The sequence below is a fragment of the Acetobacter fabarum genome (assembly GCF_011516925.1).
In the GTDB taxonomy this organism is placed as follows: Bacteria; Pseudomonadota; Alphaproteobacteria; order Acetobacterales; family Acetobacteraceae; genus Acetobacter; species Acetobacter fabarum.
The window spans coordinates 107,482-120,407 of the sequence record NZ_WOTG01000002.1 but is presented as its reverse complement, the minus strand read 5'-3'; the positions used below and the strand labels follow the sequence as shown (position 1 = coordinate 120,407).

Annotated in this window: 10 protein-coding genes; 6 read left to right on the top strand and 4 right to left on the bottom strand. The window is 59.3% G+C overall.

Annotated elements, in window-relative coordinates; genetic code table 11:
* Positions 1-1,614: an inorganic phosphate transporter gene (locus GOB83_RS03615; RefSeq protein WP_086646609.1), complete on the bottom strand. Its 1,614-nt coding sequence runs from the start codon at positions 1,612-1,614 to the stop codon at positions 1-3.
* A gap of 144 nt (positions 1,615-1,758) precedes the next feature.
* Positions 1,759-2,340: an LOG family protein gene (locus tag GOB83_RS03610; RefSeq protein ID WP_165925268.1), complete on the bottom strand. Its 582-nt coding sequence runs from the start codon at positions 2,338-2,340 to the stop codon at positions 1,759-1,761.
* 256 nt (positions 2,341-2,596) lie between these two features.
* Between GOB83_RS03610 and GOB83_RS03605 the strand changes: the two genes are divergently transcribed.
* Positions 2,597-3,892 (top strand): dicarboxylate/amino acid:cation symporter, encoded by a 1,296-nt coding sequence (locus tag GOB83_RS03605; RefSeq protein ID WP_086646607.1) that lies wholly within the window; start codon positions 2,597-2,599, stop codon positions 3,890-3,892.
* A gap of 182 nt (positions 3,893-4,074) precedes the next feature.
* On the opposite strand, the gene GOB83_RS03600 is transcribed toward GOB83_RS03605, so the two are convergent.
* Positions 4,075-5,448, bottom strand: a complete 1,374-nt coding sequence (locus GOB83_RS03600; RefSeq protein ID WP_165925267.1) for an 8-oxoguanine deaminase — start codon at positions 5,446-5,448, stop codon at positions 4,075-4,077.
* A 47-nt stretch (positions 5,449-5,495) separates the two neighbouring features.
* Entirely contained in the window at positions 5,496-7,940 is a 2,445-nt protein-coding gene (locus tag GOB83_RS03595; protein WP_165925471.1) for a TonB-dependent receptor, read from the bottom strand.
* A 343-nt stretch (positions 7,941-8,283) separates the two neighbouring features.
* Between GOB83_RS03595 and GOB83_RS03590 the strand changes: the two genes are divergently transcribed.
* The 5 genes from GOB83_RS03590 to GOB83_RS03570 are packed head-to-tail and all read left to right on the top strand — an operon-like array spanning position 8,284 to position 12,802.
* Positions 8,284-9,591, top strand: a complete 1,308-nt coding sequence (locus GOB83_RS03590; protein ID WP_264802452.1) for an allantoate amidohydrolase — start codon at positions 8,284-8,286, stop codon at positions 9,589-9,591.
* Positions 9,588-10,814, top strand: a complete 1,227-nt coding sequence (locus GOB83_RS03585) for a pyridoxal-phosphate-dependent aminotransferase family protein (protein ID WP_086646604.1) — start codon at positions 9,588-9,590, stop codon at positions 10,812-10,814. Before GOB83_RS03590 ends, GOB83_RS03585 begins: the two co-directional genes overlap by 4 nt.
* 33 nt (positions 10,815-10,847) lie before the next feature.
* Positions 10,848-11,252: an oxalurate catabolism protein HpxZ gene (gene hpxZ, locus GOB83_RS03580; protein WP_165925266.1), complete on the top strand. Its 405-nt coding sequence runs from the start codon at positions 10,848-10,850 to the stop codon at positions 11,250-11,252.
* Positions 11,253-11,267: 15 nt separating this feature from the next.
* The gene (locus GOB83_RS03575) at positions 11,268-11,456 is read left to right on the top strand and encodes a DUF4089 domain-containing protein (RefSeq protein WP_165925265.1); all 189 of its coding nucleotides are present in this window, start codon (positions 11,268-11,270) and stop codon (positions 11,454-11,456) included.
* Entirely contained in the window at positions 11,453-12,802 is a 1,350-nt protein-coding gene (locus GOB83_RS03570) for an AtzE family amidohydrolase (protein ID WP_086646601.1), read from the top strand. Before GOB83_RS03575 ends, GOB83_RS03570 begins: the two co-directional genes overlap by 4 nt.
* Positions 12,803-12,926: the final 124 nt, after the last annotated feature.

Below are 12,926 nucleotides of genomic sequence, written 5' to 3'. Positions count from 1 at the left end.
TTAGAAAATGTGGCGGAACACCACATACAGCACGCCACTGATCAGCATGGCGGCAGGCAGGGTGGTAATCCATGCCATGCCCATGGCGCGCAGGGTGCCCCACTGCAAGCCACCACCACCGGCAGCCATTGTGCCAGCCACACCGCTGGAGAGGATATGCGTGGTGGAAACCGGCAGGCCATACCCTTCGGCCAGACCAATGGTGCCCATAGCTACGAACTCGGCGGAAGCACCCTGAGCGTAGGTCAGGTGGCTTTTGCCAATTTTTTCACCCACGGTCACAACAATGCGCTTCCAGCCGACCATGGTGCCAAGGCCCAGAGCAAGAGCCACCGCAATTTTAACCCACACAGGAATAAAGCGTGTGCCTGCGTTAAGCTGCTTCATGAACTTGGCGAGTTCGCTGTCTTCTTCTGCGCTAAAGGTTGCTGCCTTGCCCATGTTGTGAATGGCTTCCGCCACCAGATACATGTCGGTACGCACGTTGGGCACGGTTGCTGCCGGAATTTCGTGCAAGGAGTGGTACCCACTTACGGCCTGTGCAATATCAGCCGACAGGACGGAGAGTGCGGCATACACTTCGGGGCGGGCTACGGATTTGATGCGCAGCGCGTCTGTTACCTGGGCGCGGGCTTCTTCCGCCGTAGGCTGCTTGAGCATGGGCTGGGCGTGCACGTCAAACACGTGGGAGGCCTGCTGTGCGGTTTCCACAAAGCCGGGCATCATGCTGTCGGGCATGGCGCGGTTCAGGGCGTAGGCGGTAGGCGCAGCACCAATCAGGATCAGCATGATCAGGCCCATGCCCTTCTGCCCGTCGTTGCTGCCGTGGAAGAAGGAAACACCCGTGCAGGTGCCAATCAATAGACCACGGATCCACAGAGGGGGCGGGGCATCGCCTTCAGGCGCACGGTAAAGGGCGGCATTGCGCACCACAACGCGCAGCACCATGAACAGGCCCGCGGCAAGAATAAAGCCACACAGGGGGCTGAACAGCAGGGCGGAGAACACCTTTTTAACCTGCATCCAGTCCACGCCATACAGCGCGCTGCCAGAAGGCGACATAAGCTGGTTTGCAAGGCCCACACCCAGAATGGAGCCAACCAGAGCGTGGGACGAGCTGTTGGGAATACCCAGCGCCCATGTTGCCAGGTTCCACACAATGGCGGACAGCAGCAGGGCAAAGATCATGGCATGGCCAGCACCACTGCCAACCTGGAGGATCAGTTCCACCGGCAGCAGCGTTACAACACTATATGCCACCGCCCCCGAGGAGGTCAGAACCCCAAGCAGGTTCCACATACCAGACCAGACTACCGCAACCAGTGGCGGCAGGCTGTTGGTGTAAATAACCGTTGCGACCGCATTGGCCGTATCGTGAAATCCGTTCACGAATTCAAAGCCCAGAGCAATAAGCAACGCCAGAGCCAGCAGGGCGAAGGCCCCGGTTGCTATGCCACTGGTACCAACAGCGTGCAGGTCAGCCAGCACGCTGTAACCAACAAACGCCAGAGCTGCTGCAATCACTCCCAAAAAGAACATGCGGAAAGCCTGATGCTCCCCTTTACGCATATTCGGACGTCCTCCAACCGGAGAACTCAGCATTGTATCTGACATAAAAGCACCCTGCGCAGAAAAAGATGAGCGCAAGATAAAACTCTTTTTATTCAGGTTGCGTTAAGAAATTGTGAAACAAAAATCCCTTTTACATCAACTCTATAATCTAAATATCACCCCCATTGGTGCAGTATTGAAACAAATTCAGCGTTCATCCTGCGCAATCCATTTTGTTTCCTGCGGGGGGTGCCATTGGGCCAGCCTGTCCAGCAGGTCTTCGGGTGTCTGGCCAACCTGCAAAATGGCTCTGTGCGCGGGTTTAAGAAAACCCTCCGCCACCACGTGGTCCAGAAACGTGCCAAGCGTGCTGTAAAACCCGTTTACATTCAACACACCGCAGGGTTTGGCGTGGTTGCCAAGCTGGGTCCATGTCCAGACCTCAAACAGTTCCTCCAGAGTGCCAATGCCGCCGGGCAGGGCAATAAAGGCGTCGGACATATCCGCCATAAGGGCTTTACGCTCGTGCATGGACCCTACAATCCGCAGGTCCTCCAGCCCGTTATGCGCCACCTCCCGCGCAACCAGTGCCTGCGGAATAACGCCCGTAACCTGCCCGCCACCGGCCAGTACGGCATTGGCCACAGCCCCCATAAGCCCGACCGAAGCCCCCCCATACACCAGCCCTATGCCGCGCCGGGCCATAAGCAGGCCAAGCTGTTCTGCCGCATGCAGGTAGGCAGGCCCACGCCCGACACTGGAACCACAAAACACACAAATCCGTCGCACGACCGCTTATTCTCCCCGTAAACCCCGGTACATGATGCGCCCATTCCGCCCGCGCATGCACAGGTGCGGGGGCAAACACACAACAGTGTTGTTTTTTTCATGCCCCAGATAAGGGGACAACCCTTTCCAAACTGCAACAAGTGGGAGTAGCCTACCCCCTGCTTACACCGAGAGGCTTGATATAACAGCATAACTTTTCGCCAACGCCCATTGCGGACGCCAAAACAAAAACAATAAAAACAGAAAGATAACCAGCGTGCTTCCCTCTACTGCTCCCCTATCCAGCTCACACCAGCGGTTCCTTTATCTTCAGGTTCTCGCAGCCGTGGCGGCAGGTATTCTTGTCGGCGCTCTGTTCCCCTCCGTTGCAACGTTGCTCAAACCGTTGGGAGACGGGTTTGTAAAACTGATCAAAATGGTCATTGCGCCGGTTATCTTCCTGACGGTCAGCACCGGCATTGCAGGCATGGCGGACCTTAAACAGACCGGCCGCGTGGCGGGTAAGGCCATGCTGTATTTCCTATGTTTTTCCACGCTGGCACTGGCTGTGGGCATGGTGGTGGCCAATATCGTGCGCCCCGGCGCTGGCATGCACATCCACCCGCAAAGCCTGGATAGCGCCTCCGTTGAGCAGTTTGTGCAGGCAGCACACGGCCATTCCTTTACCGACTTCCTGCTCCAGATCATTCCCTCCACCACGGCGGGGGCTTTTACCTCGGGCGAGATCCTGCAGGTGCTTCTGGTCGCCATTCTGTTTGGCATCAGCATGGCGCAGATGGGTCAGGCGGGGGAGACGGTTCTGAACCTGTTCCGCAGCCTGACGGAAATGGTGTTTGGCGTGGTCCGGCTGGTTATGTATCTGGCGCCAGTTGGTGCATTTGGGGCCATGGCATTTACCGTGGGCAAGTTTGGCCTTGGCTCCATTGTGCATCTGCTGGGGCTGGTGCTGACCTTTTACTTTACCGCAGGCGTGTTTGTGCTGGTTATTCTGGGTATTGTTGCCCGGCTGGCGGGGTTCAGCATTCTGCGGCTTCTGATGTTCCTCAAGGAAGAACTGCTGATTGTACTGGGCACCAGCTCGTCCGAATCAGCCTTGCCCGGGCTTATCAGCAAGCTTGAGCAGGCCGGGTGCAAGCCGGGCATTGTGGGGCTGGTGGTGCCTATGGGCTATTCCTTCAACCTTGATGGCACCAATATCTACATGACCCTTGCAGCTCTGTTTATTGCGCAGGCAACCGACGTGCATCTGGGTTTTGGTGAACAGCTTGCCCTGCTGCTTGTGGCTATGGTTAGCTCCAAAGGGGCTGCGGGGGTTACAGGGGCAGGCTTTATTACACTGGCGGCCACCCTGTCCGTTGTACCAAGTGTGCCGGTGGGGGGTATGGCGCTCATACTGGGGATTGACCGGTTTATGTCCGAGTGCCGCTCGCTCACCAACCTTGTGGGCAACGCCGTAGCGACCATTGTCGTGGCCCGGTGGGAAAACGCACTGGATACAGAGCAGCTCAATAAAACCCTGCATGCCTCCCGGAAGGAGATCCCTTCCGCCTGACCCCACGACCACAAAGCCTCCCTCCCAACGGGAGGCTTCTGCAGGCTGGGAAAAACAGGCAGGAATAGAACAGCTGGCGACGCAGAACTGACACGCAGCCAGCACGGCTCAGGCAGCTGCGCCGGAGGTAGCGCCTGCTTCGCCGGATGGGGCTGACTGGTAAAACACCTGTATGGGCAGCTCTACGCCCCAGCGCACAACTGCGCAGCAAGCTGATTGTGCCGCGCCACCAGCCCATGCAGGTCCAGACGGGCAAAGTATCCGTCCTGTATCAGAACATTCCCGTTAACCATGCTCATGGAAACCTGCGTGGGGGAGCAGAACACAAGGGCAGCTACCGGGTCGGTCTGGGCACCGGCATGGGCCAGACCGCGCACATCAAACGCAACAATATCCGCCGCCATGCCCACGGCAATCTGGCCAATATCATCCCGCCCCAGCACGGCCGCACCACCCCGCGTGGCAAGGGCCAGTGCATCCCGCGCGCTCATCATCCCCGGTGTTTGCGGGGTTTCGGGGAGCAGGCGGGAGAGCAGCATGGCCTGCCGTGCCTCACCCAGCAGGCTGGCACCATCGTTGGAGGCGGAGCCATCCACCCCCAGCGCCACACGCACACCCGCTGCCTGCATCTGCCGCACCGGGGCTATTCCCGATGCCAGCCGCATGTTGGAGCACGGGCAATGCGCCACACCTGTTTGCGTGCGGCCAAAACGGGCCATGCCGTCCGCGTCCAGCTTTACACAGTGCGCGTGCCAGACATCGGCCCCGACCCAGCCCAGTACTTCAGCGTATTCTGCCGGGGTCTGGCCAAAGCGCTCGCGGCTGTAGCTGACATCATGATCATTTTCAGCCAGATGCGTGTGCAGCATGGTGCCTGTGGCACGGGCCAGTGTTGCCATGTCCCGCATAAGCTCCCGGCTGACCGAAAAAGGCGAGCACGGCGCGCCCGCAACCCGCAGCATGGCAAGGGGTTCGGGGTCATGGTAGGTTTCGATCAGGCGTTGTGTGTCGCGCAGAATATCGGCTTCACGCTCCACCAGCGCATCAGGCGGCAAGCCCCCCTTGCTCTCCCCCACGCTCATGGCACCACGGCAGGCATGGAAGCGCATGCCCATGGCAAAGGCGGCTTCTATCTGGTCATCCAGCCTGCATCCGTTGGGAAAGATGTAAAGATGGTCACTGGTTGTGGTGCAGCCTGAAAGCAGCAGTTCCGCCATGGCCGTGCGGGTGGAGACCTGCACCATTTCCGGCGTAAGGCCGGCCCAGATCGGGTAGAGCGTTTTAAGCCAGCCAAACAGGGAGGCATCCTGTGCCTGCGGAATAACCCGTGTGAGCGACTGGTACATATGGTGGTGGGTGTTCACCATACCCGGCAGCACCACATGGCCTTGCAGGTCTATAACGTGGTCAGCGCCGGGCGGGGGCGCAACCTGCCCCCCACCCAGCGCCACAATCTGCCGCCCCTCGACCAGAACCCACCCGTTTTCCAGCTCCGTGCGTGCATCATCCATACACACCAGTCTGGTTATGTTTGTGAGCAAAGTGCGGCGTGGCATGCAAACTCCTGTCGCACCCGGCAAAACCGGGTGCGCTGGTGAATTGATCAGAAGGACGTGGAGACGGAACCTACCATGGTAAAGCGTGGTTCCACCATGAACGAGTTGCCATAACCCAATCCACCCGTGTTGCTGCCGCTGCCGCTCCACACCGGATGCGAGTTCAGGTCGCTCCCCCGGTACACAGCGCCCATGGCACCCGTGCGCACGATAGACCCGGTCAGGTTGGTAAAGTTCAGCTTGAACGTAGGCGATTGGAGGAAACCAAACGGCTTGAAGTGATACCCGAGCGAGAGTGTGTTGGTCACATACCCCGGAATACGCTGGTCGTTGGCAATGGCAACAGACTGCGGGCCGGTGTAGTGCACGGAACCGTTCGCAAAAAACCCTTTATATGTATAGGTCAGACCAAAGTTTGCCATAACCCGCGGGGCCATAATGGCCTGCGTGCCCTTGGAGTGGATCATCGTGTTGTCGTTGGGATCATACACGTTGCTATCCTGCGTAGCGTGCAGATACTCGACCGATGCATACGGGCTGAAGCCATGGTAGGACGTGCCCGCGACCATGAAGTCAAACCCACGCATGGTCTGGCTGCCAATGGACATGGGGCTAAAGCTGTTCATACCCACGTACTGGTCAACAAGCCTGTTTTTGACGTTGTAGTTGAACAGAGACATGTCAACCATAACGTATTTATTGTGGTAGCGATAACCCAGTTCTTCTTTGATGGAATACTGATTTTTGGGAATTGGCGTACCCGCGTATGTCCAGCCCAGATCGGTAGCACTTGGCTGACGGTAATCACCTTCCGCGTTCACGTAAATCTGGTTGTTCTCGTTAATCTGGTAGCTGATGGACAGCTGCGGCAGAGGCTCAGTTCTATTCGCACCAGAGTTGGAGCCGGTCGGATGGTTTGTATTCCCCATCCAGCCATTATTCCAGGTGTTGGACATAACGAACTTGAACCCGGCATTGATCAGCAGGCGGTTGTTCAGGTAGCGCGACTGGTTCTGGATGAATAGCGAGTGCAGTTCATACCCTGCGGTCTGGCCAAAAGTGGAACCAACCACATGTGCAGATGCAGTAGGGCCGGAGGCGGCCCCATTGGCCAGAGTTGTTGCAGTTGGGTAGGACTGAATGGTCTGGTTGTTTTCGTACCAGTAACCAAAGCTCAGGTGGTTGTGCTTATCAATATCATACCCAAGTTTGGCGACCACACCGACCTGTCGCGCCTCATTTTCCAAAAAGTAGTTGGTCATGTTGGTACCAGACGGCACGGCCTGACCCGTTGACGCATAGTTCCCACCTACGACGCTATTCGTCACAGGGTTGTTATAACCGGCTACCCCACCAGGGGATGCATCCCACCCCTGCCCGAAGCCGAAATAGGGCTGGATGTCGAATGTCAGCTTTTTGGGCAGCACAATATGCACAGGAGCGGTCAGAAAAATCTGGTTCCAGTGGTCATTATTGTTGCGCCAGTAGTTAACATCCTTGGAGCTGGCAGAGCGGCCATAGCCATCGCCCGTATGCTTGTATTTGTAGAACTGCTCGGCAGTCGGGTAGTTGTCGATGACGAAGTCTTCAGAGTTCCAGGACAGGAACAGGTGGGCGTTGGACCCGTTTTCCCAGTCCTTGCGCACGCCAAAATCGATGTGCTTGCGCTGGTTGGTGCCAGCACCCATCCAGCTCCGGTCATGCGTGTTGGAGAACGAGAAAAAGCTCTTGATCCCGGTCCTGCCGATCTCGCCGGATTCCAAGCGAATGAACTCGCGCGAGAGGTTGTTGGTGCCGTAGGAAAAATCGACCATGCCGCCCATTTTTTCGGACGGCAGATGCGTGCGCGAGTTCATGACCCCGCCTGCCGCAGACATAACCGGCAGGTCACGCGCGGCACTGCCGGGAGTTACGCTGACTTCATCCAGGTTTTCCGAATCAATATCTTCGGTCATGTATTTGGCCGCTGCCGCCGGTGCACCATCCACCATAAGCGCCATATCAAGGTCCGTCAGCCCGCGTGACTGGATGGACCCGCCCTGCATCCCCGATGCGTCGGGGGTCATAACATTCAGGCTGGGCAGGTTCTTGACCAGATCAAGCGGTGTGGAGGTGGGGCTGCGCATATTGATGTAGGCTTTGGTCACGGTCTGCACCGCGTGAGGGGCCACTTCCTGGCGCATCATGCCACCACCGCCGGAACGGGCCGTGCGATTGGATGCAACCGAAATTTCCTCTGCCCCACCTGCCTGCACCGACCTGTTGGCTGGCTTGGCATGGGCATGCCGGGCCGCTGCCTTGGCCGGAGCATGCCCTGCCTTGCCTGCAACAGGGGCGCTCTGGTCGGTCGTGGCGGCAAAAGCCTGCCCCACCCCCTGCACACTGGCACAGAAGCCGGCAACACTGGCCAGACAGGTCAAGGTTGCAAGGCGCTGCCGATAGGTCAGGGATGAACCGACAGAACGGCGGGTGGGAAAAAATCGGGAAGGCATGGTGTAGTCTCCCAAAAGCAGAAGCTGGAGCAGGGGTAAGGGCGGCGGGTCAGGCATTATCGCGGTGTGTTCCCCTGCAGATTGCCTAAGGCGGGGTGTGTTCCGAAACTCTGCCCATAAACGATACGATTCCGATATATAATTGCGAGTTCCCTTTCTCACAAAATAAAAAAAAGCACTTTCTCATTGCTTTTTTCAGCACGGGGGCCGCGCTCAATTTTGCAACGCGAAATTGCCTTTTTTGCTTTTGGGAGAACGGACCAAATCCGTCTATGATTGCCAGACTACGCCAGCCAGCGCTGGCAAAACCCGATCAGGCATTTGCATACCAAGGACAAAACCAATCACCCCGACCCCGCCCTTCCCCCAAGGCCCGGCAGAGGCCAGCAAAAAGGACTCCCGTCCGGTCAACCGGTGTGACCATCTTGGCTCACACCCTTTTTCCGATACGCAGGACGGTCTTTTTCGGGCTTATCTGTCCCCTGCCCATGCGGCTACCTGCAAACAGGTTGCCTTGTGGATGCACGAGGCAGGCATGGCCACCCGCACGGATGCGGCGGGCAACCTGATCGGCCGTTACGAAGGGCAGACCCCCGGTGCCCCAGCACTCCTTATCGGGTCACATCTGGATAGCGTGCGTAATGCGGGCCGTTATGACGGCACGCTGGGTGTCATGCTGGGCATAGAGGTCGTGGCCCATCTGGCCGCTCAGGGTGAGCGCATGCCTTTTGCCATTGAGGTCATCGGGTTTGGGGATGAGGAAGGCTCGCGCTTCCCTGCCTCCATGCTTACGTCGCGCGCTGTGGCCGGCACGCTTGATGCCCTCCCCCTTGGCACGGTGGATGCCAGCGGCACCACCTTGCATGATGTTCTGCACCAGAACGGTCTGGACCCCGCCCGCTACCTTGAGGCAGCCTACAAACCCGAACAGGTTGTCGGTTATCTGGAAGCCCATATAGAGCAAGGCCCCGTGCTGGAAGCCGCCGGGCTGGGCGTTGGTGTGGTCACCGCCATTGCCGCGCAATACCGCTTCAAGGTGAGCATACAGGGTGTGGCGGGCCATGCCGGCACCATGCCCATGTCCTTGCGGAAGGATGCGCTGGCCGCAGCCGCTCAGGCCATGGTGGCCATCGAGCGCATTGGTGCAAATGGCCCGCCCGATCTGGTGGCAACCGTTGGCCAGTTGCATGTTGGCCCCGGTGCCAGCAACGTTGTGCCCGGCCAGACCACTTTCAGTCTGGATATCCGCGCAGGCACCGCACAGGTGCGCGACCAGGCCACCACCCGGATTTGTGAAGCCTTGCAGAACATTGCAGACGAACGCGGCGTGGGCCTGAGCATTGAACTCCAGAACGACCTGCCCGCCACCCCCTGCAACCCCGCATTAACGGCCTGCCTTGCGGCATCTGTCACCCGCATAACCGGGCAGGCGGCGCACCATCTGGTCAGCGGTGCAGGGCATGATGCCATGGTCATGGCGGCCCTGACCCCGGTGTGCATGCTGTTCCTGCGCTGCCATCAGGGGATCAGCCACAACCCCGCAGAAGCCGTGCGGCATGATGATGCCCATACGGCTTTTCTGGTCATGCTGGATTTCATACGCGCATTTGCCACCACAACCGCACACAAACCAACGGAGTTTTCTGCATGAGTTCCACGTTTTTCCGGCAGATTGACCCACCCCAGCGGATGTTGATGGGCCCCGGCCCCATTAACGCGCATCCGCGTGTGCTGCGCGCCATGTCGGCTGACATGCTGGGCCAGTTTGACCCGGAAATGACAGAGTACATGAACGAAACCATGGCTCTGTACCGTCAGATTTTCATGACACGGAACCAGTGGACCTTTCTGGTGGATGGCACGGCCCGCGCAGGGATTGAGGCGGCTCTGGTCTCCCTTGTGGAACCGGGCGATAAAATCCTGCTGGTGCGGGCCGGGCGTTTTGGCCTCCTGCTTTCCGAAATTGCAGAGCGTATCGGGGCGGAAATCTGCGCGCTCGACCTGCCATGGGGGCAGGTGGCCACGCTGGAACAGATTGAAGACGCACTAAAAACCCACAAACCAAAAGTGTTCGCCTGCATTCATGGTGACACCTCCACTACCATGGCCCAGCCGTTGGAAGGGGTTGGAGAACTCTGCCGCAAATACAACGTACTTTCCTACACGGATGTCACCGCAACGCTGGGCGGCATGGCCATTAACACGGATGTGTGGGGGATTGATGTGGTCTCTGGCGGGTTGCAGAAATGCATGGGCGGGCCACCCGGCTCCGCCCCCATAACCGTGTCGGACCGGGCAGCGGAACACATTATGGCCCGCCGCCATGTGGAAGCAGGGATCCGGGGCGAAGGTACAACCAATGGCAGCCGGGCACGCATTTTGTCCAACTACTTCGATCTGGCCATGGTCATGGATTACTGGTCGGAAAAACGCCTCAACCACCATACCGAGGCCACGACCATGCTCTACGGCGCGCGAGAAGCCGCCCGCATTGTGCTCGAAGAAGGGCTGGATGCCCGCTTTGCCCGCCACGCACAGGCCAGTGCATGCCTGATTGCGGGGCTGCGCGCCATGAACCTGCGCATTTTTGGGGATGATGCCCACCGCATGACCAACGTAACCGGTGTGTGGATCCCCGATGGTGTGGATGGTGAGGCCATACGCACCCGCATGCGCGATGATTTTGGCATAGAAATTGGCACGGCCTTTGGCCCGCTGGCAGGCCGTATCTGGCGCATTGGCACCATGGGGTACAATGCCGTCAAACATAAGGTGCTGTTGACCCTTGGCGCGCTGGAGGCCTGCCTTGCAGCACAGGGCCACACGCTGCCCCGTGGTGCAGCCGTGGACGCCGCACTGGCCGAATGGCCATAACCCCAAGGCCACCCGCAAAAGGACGGCACGCGCATGACATTGGATGACGCCCAGACCATCCTCGCACTCACGCACTGCTCCGACCAGTACGAACGCGCACTGGCCGAAAACGATGTGGCCGTGCTGGACGCCCTGTTCTGGCAGGGGCCACAGACCGTGCGCTACGGCGTGGGGGAAAACCTTTACGGCGCGGAAGAGATTGCCGCCTTCCGCCGCAACCGCACAGGTGGCTCGCCCCCGCGCGCCATGTTGCGCCGCACCATAACCCCCGTTGGCACGCAGGCGGGGGTTGTCAGTCTGGAATTCCGCCGCATCGGCTCTACCCGCACGGGTCGGCAGATGCAGACATGGATCAACACGCCCGATGGCTGGAAAATTCTGGCGGCCCATGTGTCCATCATGGCCGAACAGCCAGAAACCGAACGCCCCACACTGTAAGGAAAGGAGCATGCCATGACCACGCCTCCCTTCTCTGATGAGGTTCTTGTCGCTGCCCGTGCGCAGGCCATGGAGCTTGACCTCCCCCCGGCCTGCATTGCTGGCGTGATTGCCAACACCCATGTGTTGCAAAACTATGCGGCCCTTGTAAGGGATTTTCCACTCCCCGACACATGCGAACCAGCGGGAGACTACATACCATGACCCGCTTTGCAAGCGCACTGGGTATTGCGCAGGACATCCGCAGTGGCAAACGCAGTGCGGCCTCCGTCATGCAATCGGTGCTGGCTACCATCAACCAGCATGATGCCGCCATTCACAGCGTGACCCACCTGTTTGCGCAGCAGGCCATGGAGCAGGCTCAGGCCGTGGATGCCCTGCTGGCCCGCAACAAACCCCTGCCCCCGCTGGCAGGTGTGCCTTTTGGGGTCAAGGACCTGTTTGACATTCAGGGCCATGTTACCACCGCAGGCTCCATTGTGCTGCGCAATACTCCCCCCGCCACGCAGGACGCCGCCATTGTGGCCCGCCTGCGCGCAGCCGGAGCCATTGCCGTTGCCACACTCAACATGGATGAGTTTGCCTACGGTTTTGCAACCGACAACGCCCATTACGGCATAACCCGCAACCCGCACGATACAAGCCGCATGGCAGGTGGGTCCTCCGGCGGGTCGGCCGCGGCTGTTGCCGCCGGTTTTTTACCGCTCACACTGGGAACAGACACCAACGGATCCATCCGTGTGCCGGCATCACTCTGCGGGGTATGGGGGTTAAAGCCCACATTCGGCCGCCTCCCGCGGGAGGGTGCTTATCCTTTTTCCGCCAGTCTGGACGTAGTGGGGCATTTTGCCGGAACGCTGGATGACCTTATGGCCGCCTTTTACATTATGGCGGACACACCAGCCGAGCCCGAACCCCAGACCCTGCGCGCAGCATGCCTTGGCGGCTGGTTTGCACAAAACCTCAGCCCCGCCCTTGCTGCGGCCATAGGCCGGGTCTGCCAGCATCTTGGTCTGTCGGGCAGTGTGGAACTGCCACAAACACCAACAGCCCGGGCTGCATCCTTCCTGATTACAGCGGCAGAAGGTGGCACGCTCCACCTGCCCCGCCTGCGCGCAGCAGCAGAGGAATACGACCCTGCAACCCGCGACCGGCTTCTGGCGGGTGCCATGCTGCCCTCCAGCACCTATGTGCAGGCACAACGCTTCCGCCGCTGGTTCCGCCAGCAGGTGCATGCCGTGTTTGAGCAGGTGGATGTGCTAATTGCCCCTGCCGTTATGTGCGAAGCCCCCCGACTGGATGACCCAACCGTTATGGTTGACGGTAAACCGGCTTCCGCCCGTGCCAATCTGGGCCTGTACACGCAGCCTATCACCCTGCCGGGCCTGCCCGTGCTCTGCCTGCCGCTCAGGAACACCGGCACCCTGCCGCTGGGCCTGCAACTGGTAGCGGCTCCCGGGCGCGAGGCTGCTCTGTTCAGTCTGGCCCGCAAGCTGGAACAGGCTGGTCTGGCCGGGCGCTGCCCGCTTGAGGCGCAACAGGCTGCTTAAAAAGCATGTGCCGGGCAACACTTCACCCGGCACATGCCCCCAGAATAAAAAACATCTGGCAATCAAACAGCTTTTAATGGGTTCCAGAAGGAACCCATTATACAGCGCGCTCTGATAACGCACG